At 42.3% G+C, this 16,305-nt stretch carries 19 protein-coding genes; 16 read left to right on the top strand and 3 right to left on the bottom strand.

All coding sequences use genetic code 11. The annotated features are described in order from the left end of the window. From L696_RS0122670 to L696_RS0122620, 11 genes are all read left to right on the top strand, one after another. A partial coding sequence (locus L696_RS0122670; RefSeq protein ID WP_025685687.1) for an ABC transporter substrate-binding protein occupies positions 1 to 887 on the top strand: 887 nt, incomplete at its 5' end. 385 nt (positions 888 to 1,272) lie between these two features. After that, complete coding sequence (locus L696_RS0122665; protein ID WP_025685686.1) at positions 1,273 to 3,336, top strand: methyl-accepting chemotaxis protein; 2,064 nt, start codon at positions 1,273 to 1,275, stop codon at positions 3,334 to 3,336. 154 nt (positions 3,337 to 3,490) lie between these two features. Then, complete coding sequence (locus tag L696_RS0122660; RefSeq protein ID WP_025685685.1) at positions 3,491 to 3,874, top strand: immunity 22 family protein; 384 nt, start codon at positions 3,491 to 3,493, stop codon at positions 3,872 to 3,874. A 24-nt stretch (positions 3,875 to 3,898) separates the two neighbouring features. Next, a complete protein-coding gene (locus tag L696_RS32395) occupies positions 3,899 to 4,021 on the top strand; it encodes a hypothetical protein (RefSeq protein WP_280740289.1) in 123 nt (40 codons plus the stop codon). Between the two features lie 162 nt (positions 4,022 to 4,183). Next, positions 4,184 to 5,323: a site-specific tyrosine recombinase/integron integrase gene (gene xerA / locus L696_RS29870; protein WP_081750781.1), complete on the top strand. Its 1,140-nt coding sequence runs from the start codon at positions 4,184 to 4,186 to the stop codon at positions 5,321 to 5,323. Positions 5,324 to 5,467: 144 nt separating this feature from the next. Continuing rightward, positions 5,468 to 6,055, top strand: a complete 588-nt coding sequence (locus tag L696_RS0122645; protein ID WP_025685683.1) for a hypothetical protein — start codon at positions 5,468 to 5,470, stop codon at positions 6,053 to 6,055. A gap of 182 nt (positions 6,056 to 6,237) precedes the next feature. Continuing rightward, a complete protein-coding gene (locus L696_RS0122640) occupies positions 6,238 to 6,618 on the top strand; it encodes a hypothetical protein (protein WP_025685682.1) in 381 nt (126 codons plus the stop codon). A gap of 197 nt (positions 6,619 to 6,815) precedes the next feature. Continuing rightward, positions 6,816 to 7,058, top strand: a complete 243-nt coding sequence (locus tag L696_RS0122635) for a hypothetical protein (protein WP_025685681.1) — start codon at positions 6,816 to 6,818, stop codon at positions 7,056 to 7,058. Continuing rightward, entirely contained in the window at positions 7,059 to 7,433 is a 375-nt protein-coding gene (locus L696_RS0122630) for a retropepsin-like aspartic protease (RefSeq protein WP_014282627.1), read from the top strand. 191 nt (positions 7,434 to 7,624) lie between these two features. Beyond that, positions 7,625 to 8,146, top strand: coding sequence for a GNAT family N-acetyltransferase (locus L696_RS0122625; protein WP_025685680.1), 522 nt, complete (start codon positions 7,625 to 7,627; stop codon positions 8,144 to 8,146). A gap of 299 nt (positions 8,147 to 8,445) precedes the next feature. After that, positions 8,446 to 9,183: a P-loop NTPase family protein gene (locus L696_RS0122620; RefSeq protein WP_155985458.1), complete on the top strand. Its 738-nt coding sequence runs from the start codon at positions 8,446 to 8,448 to the stop codon at positions 9,181 to 9,183. A 213-nt stretch (positions 9,184 to 9,396) separates the two neighbouring features. Here the strand turns inward: L696_RS0122620 and L696_RS0122615 are convergent, their stop codons facing one another. Then, positions 9,397 to 9,684 (bottom strand): hypothetical protein, encoded by a 288-nt coding sequence (locus tag L696_RS0122615; protein WP_025685679.1) that lies wholly within the window; start codon positions 9,682 to 9,684, stop codon positions 9,397 to 9,399. A 171-nt stretch (positions 9,685 to 9,855) separates the two neighbouring features. On the opposite strand from L696_RS0122615, the gene L696_RS0122610 reads away from it, so the two are divergent. The 5 genes from L696_RS0122610 (at position 9,856) to L696_RS0122580 (ending at position 12,705) form a co-directional block, all read left to right on the top strand. Further along, the gene (locus tag L696_RS0122610; RefSeq protein ID WP_010345194.1) at positions 9,856 to 10,059 is read left to right on the top strand and encodes a helix-turn-helix domain-containing protein; all 204 of its coding nucleotides are present in this window, start codon (positions 9,856 to 9,858) and stop codon (positions 10,057 to 10,059) included. A gap of 206 nt (positions 10,060 to 10,265) precedes the next feature. Further along, a complete protein-coding gene (locus tag L696_RS0122605) occupies positions 10,266 to 11,054 on the top strand; it encodes a GNAT family N-acetyltransferase (protein WP_342447951.1) in 789 nt (262 codons plus the stop codon). 153 nt (positions 11,055 to 11,207) lie between these two features. After that, positions 11,208 to 11,630, top strand: coding sequence for a GNAT family N-acetyltransferase (locus L696_RS0122600; protein ID WP_025685677.1), 423 nt, complete (start codon positions 11,208 to 11,210; stop codon positions 11,628 to 11,630). 288 nt (positions 11,631 to 11,918) lie between these two features. Next, the gene (locus L696_RS30680) at positions 11,919 to 12,062 is read left to right on the top strand and encodes an AAA family ATPase (protein WP_155985457.1); all 144 of its coding nucleotides are present in this window, start codon (positions 11,919 to 11,921) and stop codon (positions 12,060 to 12,062) included. A 472-nt stretch (positions 12,063 to 12,534) separates the two neighbouring features. Then, complete coding sequence (locus tag L696_RS0122580; protein ID WP_155985456.1) at positions 12,535 to 12,705, top strand: hypothetical protein; 171 nt, start codon at positions 12,535 to 12,537, stop codon at positions 12,703 to 12,705. A gap of 83 nt (positions 12,706 to 12,788) precedes the next feature. Here the strand turns inward: L696_RS0122580 and L696_RS0122575 are convergent, their stop codons facing one another. Next, positions 12,789 to 14,471 carry a type 2 periplasmic-binding domain-containing protein gene (locus L696_RS0122575; RefSeq protein WP_025685673.1) on the bottom strand — a complete coding sequence of 561 codons (1,683 nt, stop codon included), beginning with the start codon at positions 14,469 to 14,471 and terminating at the stop codon, positions 12,789 to 12,791. Positions 14,472 to 14,575: 104 nt separating this feature from the next. After that, entirely contained in the window at positions 14,576 to 16,189 is a 1,614-nt protein-coding gene (locus tag L696_RS0122570) for a response regulator transcription factor (RefSeq protein ID WP_025685672.1), read from the bottom strand. Between the last annotated feature and the right edge of the window lie 116 nt (positions 16,190 to 16,305).

Here is a 16,305-nt window from a genome sequence, read left to right as displayed (position 1 = left end):
GCCCCCCAGCCGAAGCGGCTGGTCCTGTGAAAGTAAAGCATAATCGTGGTGAGATCACACTCGACAGTCCGGCAAAGCGTGTTGTCGTGCTGGAATGGACATTTACGGAGGATATGGTTGCGCTGGGTGTTCAGCCTGTTGGTAATGCGGATAATGCCGGATACAAGCAGTATGTATCTTCGGAGGCGGGGCTGGACAGCAGCGTGACCGATGTAGGAACGCGCGACGAGCCTAATCTGGAGGCGATTGCTGCATTGAAGCCGGATCTGATTATTTCCAATGCTGATGGAAATGCAGCTATCTATGATCAACTGAAAGCCATTGCACCCACAGTCGAATTTAGTCTGAATAGCGGTAACGGCTACGATCATGACAAAATGGTAGAGATATTCAATAACATCGCGGTCGCTCTTGGAAAAGAAGATAAAGCGAAGCAGGTGCTGAAGGAGTTGGATCAGCATTATGCGGAAGCCAAAGAAAAGCTCGCCACTGCGGGTAAAGCGGACTTCCATTATAGTTTGACACAGGCGTTCACCTATCAAAATGCGGCCAGTCTGCGCATGTTTTCGGATAACTCGGTTGTCGTGGGAACACTGGCGAAGATCGGGCTGATTAACGATTGGAAGCCGGACAAGCTTGAAACGTATGGTTTTTCAACCGTGGGCATTGAAGCGCTGCCTGCCGTTCAGGACAGCAACTTCCTCTATATTGTGCAGCCGGACGATGATGTTTTCGGTGCAGTGCTGAAAAGTAATTCGGTCTGGAACGGCCTGAATTTTGTCAAAGAAAAACGTACCTATGCATTGGACAGCAAGACATGGACGTTTGGCGGTCCTATCTCGTCAAAAGCGTTGGTTGACAACGTTGTTGCGGCGATTACGAAATGAGCCGGGGCTGAGTATTCTGTCCGGTTTATAACTGTTGCATGGCAAGCATGAATGGGGCGGTCTAACCGCTCTCATCCATGCTTTTTTTATAGGCTTATAGAATGGCTGCTATCTCGTTGCATTTCTATTCGTTGGTTCCCCATTTGGTTCATTCTCCAGTTTATTCTTCACCCGTAGCTACAGGGTTCTCCTTATAGCTAATCCAGTTGCTCGTCCACGGAAATCGAGCCTGGGGACATACGCTGCATCTCCTGTATACCTATAGGCATCTAGGTCCCGTGTAATACCTTAATTTGTATATACTAAAAACCTATTAAAACAACTGCAAACTTCCGACATATTATCTAAGAGCTTTTCGCTCAATATTCCTCGGGGGGATGGCAGCATGTCACAAAATTCTAAAAAGCGCGTATTCAGATCATCCAGCATTGCGAACACATTGGCCATGGTGTTGTTAGTCATTATCGTTGTCGTCTTTGCAACCTTGGGGACGTTTATGTTTGCAAGCACGCAAAGCATACTTATCAAGCAGCAAGAGGCCATGCTTCAGACCAAGACGCAGGCCATCGTCAGTCAATTCGATGCGTTGTTTAAGGAAAAGGGATCGCTTGTCAAACAAATGTCAACGAACAACCTTTTTCAGCAATACATAGAAACAACCCCATCGGGAGATATGGTGAAAACTTCTCCATATGCTGCGGAAACAGAAGCGACTCTGGCAGCCATTGTAAAGGCAGAGCCATCTTTTGCCGACGCTTGGATTGCCGGAATATCTGGCAAGGGATTCTGGCTTCAGAATGATGGTGCTGCGTCCAAACTGGATTTCGATATCAATACACGCCCGTACTTTAAACCGGCTGTTGAAGCAGACGGTTTATACTACTCAGATCCGTATGTTGACCTCGCCTCGGGTAGTGTGCTCATGGGTATTTTCTATCCGATCAAAGATAACAGTAATCAGTTAATTGGATTTGCTGTAGCTGATATTGCCTTCAAAGATATCCCTACCCTTATGCAAAGCTATTCGCTCGGAAGCACAGGTTATTCGATTCTTGCATCCAAAACAGGTGATATTTTGTATCACCCCGATCAGACTAAAGTGTTGAAAGAAAAGATTAACGAAAGCACAGGTGATCTTGGGGAGATCGGAAAAAAAATGATTGCCGGCGAGTCCGGAGTACAGCTGATTAATGATAATGGAGAACGTCGTTATATCGGGTATGCAACCAGTAAAGATACCGGGTGGTCCGTAGGTTTAACCATTTCTGAACAAGAGGTGCTCGCAGAATTAAAAGCCTTCACCTGGATTACCATTGGCGGTTTTGCCGCAGCCACAATCCTGCTGGTTGTGATTTGTTATATAACGCTCCGTTATCTGTTGAGATCAATACCGAAGTTGCTCGCAAAAATCAAACTGATTGAAAATGGAGATTTAACCGTTCAGTTTGATACACTTTCCAACAACGAAATCGGGCAAATTTCTCAAGGAGTTCATAATATGGTTCAAAAAATTCAAGGAATGCTCCAAATGGTGGGCGGCTCCGCTCAAGTCTTGAATCAGTCTTCTCACGATTTGCAATCCATTTCTTCCAGAACCGTGATCACGATGAACGATACTGCGACAGCAATCAATGAGATAGCCAATGCGACGAACTATCAGTCCATCGAAACGGATAACATTTTACAAAAAACCGGAGCTTTGTCCGGCCAAATTGACGAAATTGCCAATGATGCTAAAGCCATAGAAACGATGGTGCAAATCTCTGCCGAGCAAAGCGGAATGGGGCTAGCTGTAGTGGATCAGTTATCCAAATGGGCGGAAGAGAACCACAATTCCACACAAGCGATGTCGTCTATTATTCAGGAGATTGATCTAAGCCGTCACGAGATTTCGAGCTTCGTGGACACGGTCAACCAAATTGCAACGCAGACCAACCTGCTGGCGCTCAATGCTTCCATTGAAGCTGCACGTGCAGGAGAACAGGGCAAAGGGTTTGCCGTTGTTGCCGGGGAGGTTCGCAAGCTGGCTGAGCAGACGGCACTGGCGACACAGGAAATCTACAAGAAGGTACGTGTGATTGAAGAAAAAACCAGTGTTTCGGTTGAGCATACGGCTCACGGCCTGAAAATTGCAGAAGAAAATGCCAGATCGGTGGAGAACACCAAGCAAGTATTCTTTAGTATTAACAAGGATTTGGAAGATTTGAAATTGCGAATGATCCAGATCAGCAACAACACCTCCAAGGTCCACAAGCACAAAGATGAGATTTTGCAGGCGCTGGAAATCATCTCTTCCACCACAGAGGAGAATTCCGCTTCAACTGAAGAGGTTAGCGCCAGCACGCAGGAACAATTGGATAGCATCGAGCAGGTTGCTGAACTATCCAAACAATTAAGTCAATTGTCCAATAAGCTTCAAGACGAATTAAGTCGGTTTAAGGTCGAGTAATATGACTAGGCATGATTTTGACTTATATAAAGCAAAGCCCGCGATCAGCGCGGGCTTTTTAGCTTCAACAGCTGTTGTGGGGTAGAGGGCATGGTAGCTGGTGCGGGATACAGATAGATTAAACGTATAAACTGAAATTTAGCGGGGTGAAGATATGAATTGCTTTGAAAAAAATATGGTGTCCGTCTGGTACGGTCACTTTGCCTCTGATGATGAGTTATTTGAATATGTTGAGATTAAATACCCGGAAGATAAGAATGAGGATGTTTTTAGCGATTTTTTAAATGACCATGAAATAGATGATTTTGACGAAGATTTTGCTGAAGGAGTCTTTCTGGTTGACGGGACAGATGATGGTATAAAAGATGTTTCCTATGTTGATTCTTTTATATCTTCACTATTACATGACCTGGGTAAAATAGATGGTAAATATAATTCGTTGTTCTTTATATATGATTGTAATACAAGCGGTTTGCCTGAAAAAAATGGCGAGAAACTACGCTTTTTAGCCGCATATCCTTATTGTATTAACAAATGAGAAACAAATAATCAGGCTCATCTTTTGTTTATGTGGGGAGTAGAGCGAGTTCCAAAAGGATACCTACTGAACCTGAAGCCGGGGTATTTATTGGAGAAGGTGGCGGAGGTGCTATGGGATGATGTGATGGAGGAACTGGACAAGTAAAGGTAAGGCAGTTTATGATAATGAAAATTGGGCTTAACGGATCAACAATTTGCTCCGAAAGAATCGGGGCCTTAAGATGAATCTCCATCTTAAGGCCCTTTTTTTGTGCAAAATTGGATTCCCAATTTTTTGAACGGCTGATATACTAAGGAGGCAAGCGAGATGAAGATTAACCTACTTTATCGGGATGAAAAAACGATCGGCGTATGGTTGGAGCGATACGGAGTCGAGGAGCGAGAAGGGATTCGGTCCATACCGGGCAGGAAATGGGTTCCGAACGAAAAAATCTGGACGATTCCGTACAGCATCGCGGCAGCAGAAAGCCTGTTGGAAGCGTATCGGAGCTGCGAGTTCGAGTGCGACGAGCGTTTGAATAAAGAGCTGCCGTACATCCGGGAATGGCTGGATCGGCGGGGAGCGCAGGCCAATGCGGTTCTCTCTTCTTCGGAACGAGGTGAATGGAATCCGGATCGTCGGAAAGAATTGCGCGATGCATTGGTGGCAAGGGGTTACAGCAGCAAGACGATTAAAGCATACATATCGCAAACGGAACGCTTTTTCGCCGATTTGCAAGGGACCGAAGCAAGTATAAATGATGCGGCGGTGCAAAAATATGCGCTGGCGCTGCTCGAAAGAGGCCTTTCGCACGCTTATGTTAACCAAGCGATCAGCGCGCTGAAATTTTACTTTCGCCATGTGCTAAAGCAGCCAAAATCCGCCGCCTATGTTCGTCCGAAAAAGGAGAGTAAACTGCCAGATGTGCTGTCCCTGAATGAGGTCATGCGTCTGTTGAAAGCAGTGAAAAATCCGAAACATCGGGCTATTCTGTACCTGACGTATACATCCGGGCTGCGGGTAAGCGAAGTGGTGAGGCTGCGTCCCGAAGACTGCGACCGGGAACGGAAAGTGCTGAAAGTCCGTCAAGGAAAGGGCAGGAAGGACCGGCAATCGCTACTCTCCGAAGCGGCTTTTGCGGTGGTCGAGCAGTACATAGGGGCGGAGCAGCCGGAAGACTGGCTGTTTCCAGGGCAGAGGGAAGGCCGCCACCTGACGGAACGTTCAGCGCAGAAAGTGTTTGAAAAAGCGCTGGCTGAAGCGGGCATTCGCAAACAGGTGAGTATCCATTCGCTGAGGCATTCCTTTGCGACCCACTTGCTGGAGAATGGGATCGATCTTCGCTACATTCAGGAACTGCTGGGGCATCAGAGTGTGCGAACGACGGAGCGGTATACACATGTGAGCAGGCGGGACATTGGGCGGATTCAAAGTCCGTTGGATCGGATGGGCGGGCTGGAGGATTGAAACGCAGAAAGTGCGGGAATAAGGAGAAAAGTGCAGGATTCACGAAGTTCGTGAATATGACGAAGAGAGCATTCTTTCGGAAGTTCGTAAATAAGACGTTATGTGAAATATCCGCAAGGCAAACTTAAAAATAGAGGTGTCCGAATGTTAACTTACGAACAGATTACTAGTCAAATAATTAATTCGATGAAGGAAGCAGGACTTAATCCATATATTATAAAACATAACCTTGAATTGGTTACTCTAATGAAAGAATTTGAATGTCTTTGTGTAGTAAAGGATAAAAGATCTCCGTATATTACAAGAGCAGAAATTAGTTTTAGCTGGGATAGTACGATGACGACTGAGTCTATCTATGGAGGAAATTGTGCATTATTCCATGATGAAACTGAAGAATGTGTCCATGATGAAGAGAATAGGGAAGCAGTATTGGAACTTGAAATTAAATATAACATAGAGGCTAAAGAAGGGTTTAAAGAAGAGTCGAATTTGATAAATGCAGAATTAATAACAGTTATTAATACAATAATGGAACATCAAAATAAACCTCAGATAACATGGGAAATAACACTTAATAATAATGGAGTACACTTTGTGAGATCAATTAATTTGCATCATTACTGGAATATAGATTTCAATGATGAAGACTTAGATTTAGATTGGGTTTTTGAAGAAGTACGCGAGATGCTGATAAATATCGATAAACTTCCTTTTATTGAAAATAAATTGTAATAAGCTCAGAAAGCGAATACATCACATAACATAATATTCACGCTGCGACTCCTGACGGAGCCTTGGTCTGCACAGGTGGATTTCGGAGAGGGATTTCAGCAGACAACCCCTTTGGGGTTCATGAATACGGGAACGTTATATGAAAGACACACAAATCGATTATTTAGGGAGTGTTCTCAACGATGATTAGGAACATAGAAAGCATAAAACCCATCATCAATAATTTTTCAATCTATAGAATTGAGTGGTTTTCAGACCTTCATTTTCATGTTACTCAAGACCAATATTTTGAGAATATTTCTATACTGCATATAACGTTCTTAATCAAAGAAAATGAGACAACATATGAATTACTTATAAGATTTTCGAACATAGAAGCCTTGCACTTTAAATCTGGAGGAGCACTAACTCGAATAAGTGGCTTTAATATTAAAGATTTAACGAAAAACGGCTATTACCCAATGAAATATGAAGTCGAGGATTACGAGGATGGGATCATCCATTTTTATTGTGCTGATATTGAATTCTTAAGTCTTACTGAGAGCGAATACATTGCTATCTAGAATACAGAAGCTTATTGGATACAGCTCAAGGAAGGAATGTCCTTCATATAACATAATATTCACGCCTGGGTCCGGCATTCGCCGGACACTCAGCATGCGCTGAGTCGTGAATACAGAAACGTTAAGTGAAATTCTATTGAAAGCTATTAGACCAAATAAATGATATAATACAACCAAAAACGTTTGGAGGGATTAACGTGAAGTGGCAAGAAGTACAACAAATCTTTCCGAATCAATTTGTGAAGTTCGAAATTCTTCATTCTGAAGAGAAAGATAATCAAGAATTCATAGATGATGTTGCTGTAATTGGCCCCGTGAGTGATGAAGAAGCAACAAAAGAATTATTGAATAGCAAAGATAGGACCTTGATTTATCATACTTCTAAGGATCGGGTTATTGTGAAAGTTCGGAAGAATGTTGGCTTAAGGAGATATCTATAAATGAAAATTGAATATAGAGATGGATTGTTATTTACTGAAATAACGATTCATTATAATGGGCAAAAGAAAGTAATAAATAATGTGGTTATTGATACAGGAGCAAGTCATACGTTGATTTCACAGGACGAAGTAGATGATATTGGAATTCGAGTTGGCTTAGAAGATGATATTATAACAAGTTATGGAATTGGAGGTAAAGAACACGCGTTTACCAAAACGATAGAAGGGATACAGGTAGGAGAATATATCTTAAGGGATACCCCAATAGACTTTACTTCATTTAGATTTCATAATATTAACGGATTATTAGGGTTAGATATATTAATAAAGGGCAAATTCAATGTTGACCTAGAGCACTTTGAACTCCTACGTTAATGAAGCTGGAAGTTTTTAGTGGGTGTTTCAGGAAGGATAGAACTTCACTTAACATAATATTCAAGCTGCGGCTCCTGACGGAGCCTTGGTCTGCGAGATGGATTTCGGAGAGGCATTTCAGCAGACAACCCCTTCGGGGTTCGTGAATACAGAAACGTTAACTGAAATCAACAACAGAAAGAGGAATAAAAATGTCAAACCAAATAACAATAAGACAACTTTCAAATCATGAAGAAGTATCTTTATTGGATTTTGAATTTTTAAAAAGATATCCATGGTATACCTCGAATGACTACTTCTATAAGTGCTTAGAAGAAAACATAGAAGGCAAGAGAGTAACTTTAATGGCCTACTATGCAGGTACATTGGCTGGTTGTTGCCACTTATTGTTTGCTTCGGATTATCCATATTTTAAAAAAGGTAATATACCAGAGATAAACGACCTAAATGCTTTTCCGGAGTTTAGGAGGAAGGGAATCGCAAGTAGAATGTTTGATGAGCTTGAACGAATAGCATCAAAGAGATCAAGATTAATTGGTTTAGGAGTAGGGCTCTATAAAGATTATGGAAATGCTCAAATTATGTATAACAAACGCGGGTATGTAATGGATGGTAAAGGAATTGTCTATAGGAACATTCAAGTAATACCTGGGGAGCAAGTGACGGTAGATGATGATCTGCTCATGTATCTAATTAAAGAGCTGGATAAATGATCTATGAATGTGAATCAAAGAAGTGTCGAAATCAGTTAACAAAGTATTCACGCAGCGGCTTCGCCTTGGTCAGCAGAGGAAATTCAGGATGTGATCGCTGTCTGACAACTTCCTGCGGAAGTTCGTGAATACAACAACGTTAAGTGAAAGGGATGCAAGACAATAAAAAGATAATAAAAGGAGACAAACACTTGAATCATGCAAGATTAATTCTAGTTGAAGGTATACCAGGATCAGGTAAAACAACCACAGCTCAATATATTAAAGACCTGTTAGATGTAAACGGTATATTCAGCTAATTGTTTCTGGAAGGTGATTTAAATCATCCAGCAGACTACGAATCCGTTGCTTGTATGGATTTAGATGAGTATGAAGCCCTAAAAGACAGGTACCCTGAATTAATTCATGTGATAGATCAATTAACTCAGGTAGTAAAGCAATATAAATTAATTTACTACGGTAAGTTACAACAACAAATATCTATGGAAACACATAAGAATTTAATAGATGAGTTAGCCAGATTTGATGTATACAATGTAACTTTAGATAGATATCAAGAGCTAATAGTTGAGAGATGGCAGGAATTCGTCAGACAAGCTCAACAGACTCACGGAACAGTAATATTAGAATGTTGTTTTATACAGAATCCGCTTACTTTGATGTTTGGACGGTTCAATCTGTCCAAACGGACGCTGACTGATTTTATCAAGAGATTAGAAAAAATAATTCAGCCTTTGAACCCTAAGATAATTTACTTTTACCAAGATGAGATAAGATCGACAATTGATAGAGTTATTCAAGAGCGGACTGATGATTGGCTTAGCCATATTATTTGGTATTACACTGAGCAAGGATACGGCAAAGCAAAGGGATACCAAGGTCTAGATGGACTTTGTAAAGTGTTGAAAGAACGAAAAGAATATGAATTAGACATAATAAATCAATTGAAAATCGATAAATTGACGATTAATAATACTGAATCTAATCGGAATGCTGCATTACAGGAGATAAGAGATTTCTTGAAAGTAACTCAATGAAGGCATCCCTATCATATAACACCGTTTTCCTGCTGCGTCGCTATGCTCCTTGGTCTGCCCGAGGCAATTCGAGGAAGTGGAATCAGGCAGACAACCCTGCGAGGATAAGATGCGGAGGGCACCCGGTCGCATTCGCTCCCTTAATCCTCTCGGGTTCAGGAACACAACAACGTTATACAACAGAATCAAAAATGAAAAAGAGCCAGAAGGCTCTCAATCTAAAGATATATGTAATTCGTTATGCAGGTGAAGAGCGTCCTTAAAACCTTGCAAATAAATTTCACGTTCTAAAATAGCTTGAACAGAAAGCTCAGCATCGTCGTAAAGGAATAGGGTCTTCTGTATATTCTCCGGTACTCCCTCATGTAACTGCTTGAAGTAGAGATTCCGTTCGGATGAGAACTGGTTGTAGCTGGAGTTGTTTTTGGTAAGCTCGCCATATAAAGATTCAATTCGAGTATGAATGAGTGAATCAAGTAAGACTTCTAAAGAATTATGCATACTAAACACCATCCAATGCATTTGATTTTATGAATAAAAGTTCAACTTATTAAATATAATTTTAATATATAAAATAATTAAGTCAATACATGTTGAAGATGTTTTTGATAAAGGAAATATACTTTCATATAATTAAAGAAAAATTCACTTGATGTGTGAAAGGAATATCAGATGATTAGTTATAAACCTTTTCAAAAATTATTGATCGACAGGGAGATTAAGAAGCAGGATTTATTGAAAATGACAGGTATTTCGTCTGCTACAATGGCGAAACTCAATACGAACGAATATGTGTCATTAGAAGTGATTGATAAATTATGTGCGGCTTTAGGTTGTCAGCCAGGAGATTTATTGGAACATATAGCAGAACAATGAAAGATTAGAATCAAGAATGGATGGTGGTTAATCGAAGAAGTGATTCCATCGTATAACATAATATTCAAGCAGCGGCTCCTTCGGAGCCTTGGTCTGCGAGGTGGATTTCGGGGAGGAAAACCCCTTCGGGGTTCATGAACACAACAACGTTAGGCGAAACCACCAGAAGTAATTCAAGGAAAGGAGAATAATAGAAGAAGATGATAATGAATCATGATTTAGCTGAAACCTTAGAGAGATCTGAAATCAATTATATGATAGATCGGATGATTGCGATTCAAGAACGAGAAGGAAATCCAGAAGGTGTTGAGATAAATAAATTTGGACAATGTACTGCTTTCTATAGTAGAACAATGCCATGGGGATTGTTCAATAATGTGAAGGGATTATTTGAAGAAGCGGTGCTAGACGATGTACTTAGTTTTTATGAGGAACGTGAAAGGAAATTTGAGATTCAGATCATTCCCAGTAAGGTTAATCAAGATGTTTTAAAATTGTTATCCCAGAAAGGTTTTTATCAATCAGGATTTCACACAACACTATATTGTGATTCTTCGGCAATCAATATTAGACAAAACGAAGAAATACATATTAGGGAATTACAAGAAAACGAGTTTGATATATATGCCGAAATCCATTGTTTGGGTACCGGACTCTCATTAGAAGGAAAATCCTATGTAGCTGCAAATAATAAAGTGTTATATGCTCGACGTGGTTGGAAGTATTATATAGGATTTTACAACGATATTCCTGCGGCTGTTGCAGTGATGTATATGGAGGATAATGTTGCTTCTCTTACATTTGCAACGACTCTACCAGATTATAGAAACAAAGGTTTTCAAACACATTTACTTCAGAGGCGAATTAATGATGCTTATAAGAATTCATGTAAATTAGTTGTGAGTCAGACTTCATATTGTTCGTCAAGTCATCGAAATATGGAACGAGTTGGTATGAAGATTGGTTACACTAGATCAACATGGATAAGGGCTTAGTATATGAGGGGGGATTCAGGGTGGCATCGCCTAACATTACATTACCACAGCGGTCGCTACGCTCCCTAGGTCACCAAGAGGGAATTTCGCAGAAGTTTGTTCAGGTGACACATCTAATCGGCTAAGAAAAAGAGTGAAATGGGAGGATCTACAATGAAGATTGATTTTGCGATTGAATCAGATTATGAGTATATCTCGTTAAGAGACAAGCACATACATAAGACACTTATAAGACCAAAAATAAAAGAAAATGAAATTCTAATAATTAGAGAATCCAATCAAGAAATAGGTTGGATGAGATACGGATTTTTTTGGGACAACACACCATTTATGAATATGATATGGATAGATGAGGGGTATAGAGGAACAGGTATTGGTAAAAAAGTTGTCCACTATTGGGAAGAATTGATGAAACAAAAAGGATTTGAAATGGTTATGACCTCAACACTTTCAAATGAAGAAGCTCAACATTTTTATAGAAAGCTTGGATATAGAGATGCTGGATGTTTAATGCTTGAGAATGAACCTCTGGAAATAATACTGACAAAGGAGTTAACAAAAATTGACGTTGAGTAAATCAAGGAAGGAACTGACATCTGATAACACAATATTCAAGCTGCGGCTCCAATGGAGCCTAGGTCTGCGAGTTGGATTTCGAAGAGGGATTTCAGCAGACAACCCCTTTGGGGTTCAGGAACACAACAACGTTAGGCGAAAGCCTACTTGTGAAGAATTAGAACAAGAAGAAATGGTTCATTGACAAAATTGAGTATAGAAGAGAGTGCCTTAAATTGAGATCCTCTTCTATATAGATTCTCTTTCAGAAAGCTGGTTGCCTGAACCTCAGGGTAATCGGCTTTATTGGTGGAAAGAGGCAAAGCGCTGGGGAAAGTTATTGCTCTAGCGAATCAGAAATATGGCGTTGGAAAAACGATAACTGCCTTCAACCCGGGAGCAGGTCCAACTGGCGCAGGTAAGAAGGTATTTGCTGGTGGATGGGATGCTTAAGGTAATCTTACAGATTCATTGGGCTACCATGAGTCGAATAGTTGTCGTTATCTCTGGCGACATTACTTGTAAAAAGTATGATAGAAGATCGCAGGAAGGCATTTTTCAGCATGATGAGGACGTAGCCCTGATGCTAAGAAATATGGAACTGTCGGCAGTTGAAGTACCACTTGTCAACATATTGAGCAGGAGATAAATTTTTGCATTTATTTGTATATGGCGCTTGCTTCCATTCCTCTTTAATCGTTTGCTGGCAAGCCACTCAATCTATTGGAAAGTCATTTCAAAAGGAGGGGCGCTGCTGCTTGAAGGTAGGGAGTGAATACTTATAATACCTTTGTATTATTTTTATGGCTTTTACAATTACTCCGACAGCCTCAGATGAAGTACCGGGACCACCATAGTCCTGACGTTTGCGAATTGATATGTAATGGTGTTTGAAGCCTTGTTTGAAGGCAAGGACGTTGAAAGGATGCCTGAATATGCAGAGTGGGAGAATCGGCATATTCTAAGCAAGGGGATACAGAATGAGAGGTTATACTTACAAGGATTACAGGATGGCATTCAGCTCACGGTTTCCTTGCTGAGTCAGTCTATGGGGGCAGAAGGCGAAAGCGAAAGGCCGAATGCCCATAAAGCGTAGCGATCTTAAACTGAACCAAAGCAAGCCGAAGCGACAGAAATACACGCTTCGGCTTGTTTTAATTTGTTTCTTATTTTTATCCCTTACTTCCCAGACACCGACTTGAACCAATCATTCACTTCTTGCGTAATCTGGTCACCGCCATTGGATTTCCAATTGGCTACAAATGGGTCAAAGGCATCGATCGGCAGCTTGCCGTAGATGATTTTGTTGAAGGTTTCCATTTCGGACTGGCGAAGCAGGTTCCATTTGGATACCATCGTTGGTGTCGCAGCACCGGTGAAGTAGTTCTGTTTGCGAATGTCTAATTGCAACATGACTACCTTGGCTGCGGCCCAGTTTTCGGGTTTGCGGAACTCGGCCATTTGTTTCTCATAAGGGGTTTCTGGCGTCTTCCCATCAGCCAGTTTAACGAGTGTCTTCATGTACAGATCCGGGATACGTGCCGGGCCAGTCAGGAAAGGGAACTCGTTGGAGAAGTCTTTAATCTTCTCTTTATCACTGGTCGGTTGTCCGTCCACGATGTCCCAATCGTAGCCTTTGGCGAAGCCGTATTCATATTCACTGCCAGCGGCCGGGTTAGCTAGGTTATCGAGCAGATAGTTATAGTACAGGAAAATGGCTTCCGGATGCTTCGCGTCCTTGTTAATCATAATACTGGCGTTGACGCCGGAGTTCTGCCATTTCGTACCGATGAGTCCATCTGGACCTGCTGGAATCGGATAAGCTTTAATTTTCGCTCCAGGTACATTCTTCAACAGATCGGGGGCTGGCCAGTCTGGAATCCAGTTGGCTCCGGGCAGAATGCCTGCGGCGCCTTTCGTCCAGCTCTCCGCAGATTTACTTTCATCCCACAGGGCGGAGTCGGTATGAATATAGCCTTTTTCCATCCATTCACTAAGCTTCGCGAGTGCCTGCTTTGCACCTGGATTAATGGAGCCGTACTCCAGATTGCCATCGGCGTCTTTGTTCCACTGCTCCTGGATCGTGCCGTATGCTCCGAATAACCAATCGAGTGAGCCCATCCAGGTGTTTGTATTATTTTTCAAGGAAATTGCGAGTGGAAAAACTTCATTAGGTGCTAAGCCATCCGGGTTCTCGTTCTTGAATTTATCCATGATATTTTCAAGATCCGCGATGGTTTTGGGAGCTTCCAGATTCAGCTTTTCCATCCAATCTTCCCTGAGCCACAGCAGCGTGTCGTCATTATCTGTGTATTCCAGGATCGGCATATTGTATTTCTTGCCGTCCTTGGTGAAAGGGTACCATAGCTCCGGATGCGCTGCCGCGTGGTCTTTCAGAATTTTATTTGCATACTTGTCGAACAACTCATCGATGGCAATGAATTGACCGGAATCAATAAGTTGATTGGTCAATACCGCATTGGTGGGTACCGAAACGAAATCAGGCAGCTTCTCGCCAGAGGCAATGGCCAACTGAAGCTTTTGTTTGTATTGATCATCATTGGCCGGATACCAGGTATCTTTATGCTTCATGCCCAGCGTTTCCAGCATCCACCGATCGTGAACGTTATTTTCTTTGGTGTCCCCTTGAACGTATTTCTTCGGCATCAACACCGAACTGAACTCAATGGGTGGATCGTATTTCCCTTTTGCAAAAGCAGCTTCTGCTTCGGGTGAACCGACCGTCGCCGGCGTATTATCGCTCGTGGCATTCTCATTGGATGTTTCGCCGCTGCCACAGGCTGTAATTGTGATAAGTGCGATGACCATGAGCAGCGACCACCATGCTTTGAATTTGATCATTCTTCAATCCCCCTACGGTGTATGATCTTTACAAGTGTAACTGTACCAAGTCGGCGGGGATGGCATCTATATGAGTTTTTTAGTTTCGATAGGACTCTATCATGCTATTTATGATGGTCTCTGTACTCCTGCGGCGTGACCCCAAACTGGCGTTTGAACACCTTGATAAAATAAGCAGGGTCCATATATCCAATCTCCATGCTGATTTCATATACTTTTTTGGTGGTCATTTTCAGCTTGTGACAGGCACGATCCATGCGCAGGCGCGAGATATAATCACTTATGCCTTCACCAGTTTCAATCTTATAAATCTTGGACAAATGGGTCGGATGCAGATTGACATGGTCGGCCAGTACACGGAGGGAAACATCCAGATGCAGGTTTTTATCCGTAAAATCCTGAATCTTTCTCACATACTCGGAACGTATGTCTTTGATTTCGTTGGACGTGCCTTCCTTGAGTTTGCCGAGCACACTAAGCGACCATTTTCGCAGTTTACTGATGGTGGAGAAAGCTTTCCCGCTCTGCAGCCACTCAATATCGCTACCCATTAAGGTAGCCAGAGTAAGCCTATTTCGGTGTGCGAGATTGGTGAAAGAAGCCGTAATTAAAAAGCCTGCCTCCATACAATGCTCCCACGATTCCGACCATTTCTTATCCAGTTCCTCACAGACGGCTACTATTTTTTCTTCTGCGGCATCCCATTGCCCGCTTTCCAACAGATGAATGAAAGAGGGCGGAGTATACAGGACATCCAGGGGGCCTTGCGCTGCGGGCGTTTCCACGTCACTGACCCGCATCACGAATTCGCGCTCATCTCCGACAATTTGCCGGAAATAAGCCGAGGCCTGCCGAAAGCGGTCATATAGCTGTTCTGGAAACGGGAACCATTCGGTGATGACGATGGAGAGGGAACCCTTTAGGAACTGCTTGACCTTAGACTGAAGCTGCACGGAAAGCTTCTCCAGTATAGTTTCTTTTCCAATGTCGGTATCGTTCTCTTTAAGTTGAAGCAGAAACACCAGATATCCATGTTCCTCCTTCACGCCCCAGACTTCCATAAACTCACCCATAATCTCTTCAGCCATATTGATGACTGCATATTCGATCAAGGTTTGATCGTTGTTGTCATAGTGCCTGAATTCTTCTTCCATACGTACAAGCATTAATGATGCGTAATCTCCGGCGTGGAAGGGCAGATCGTAATTCGTAAGTTTCCGTTCCCATTCGCCGGCTGCGAATCGATGTCCCTGTAAGGCCTCAAGGAGTAGTCGACCACGTAAATGGGGCAGATTCTCCCGAAGGGTAAACTGGGTTCGTTTAAGTGAGCTTATGAGCTCCCATTCTGTGTTTAATTGATCAATGGCCTTTTGAACAGCGCCCATCAATTCATCGTCAGTCGGGGGTTTCAGCAAGTAATCAACGGCCTCGTACTGGATGGCTTTTTTGGCGTAATCGAATTCGGAATATCCAGATAAAAGAATACACTTTATTTTTTTGTCACGGACTCTGATCCGTTCGATCAGTTCAATCCCTGTCATTTCGGGCATCTGAATATCCGAGATCACAATATCAATGGGGTGCGTATCGATAATTTGTAGTGCTTCATGTGCTGAGTAAGCTTTATGCACATGTTCAATCCCCAGCGTGTGCCAGGGTTTGGTCATGGAAAGGTTATCTACCCAGTGTGCTTCATCGTCTACGATGATCATCTGCATGTTATTTGTCTCCTTGATGGTTAGTATATATAAGTTGAACGAATGATTTTACACGAGACCACTGCGCGGTCAGAACCATCTTCCGATCGCTGTTATCCCCAGATTTTTTGAATCCC

This window comes from Paenibacillus maysiensis (genome assembly GCF_000520815.1).
GTDB lineage: Bacteria > Bacillota > Bacilli > Paenibacillales > Paenibacillaceae > Paenibacillus > Paenibacillus maysiensis.
Note: the sequence above shows the minus strand (reverse complement) of the source record. Positions and strands in the feature narration are given on the sequence as shown.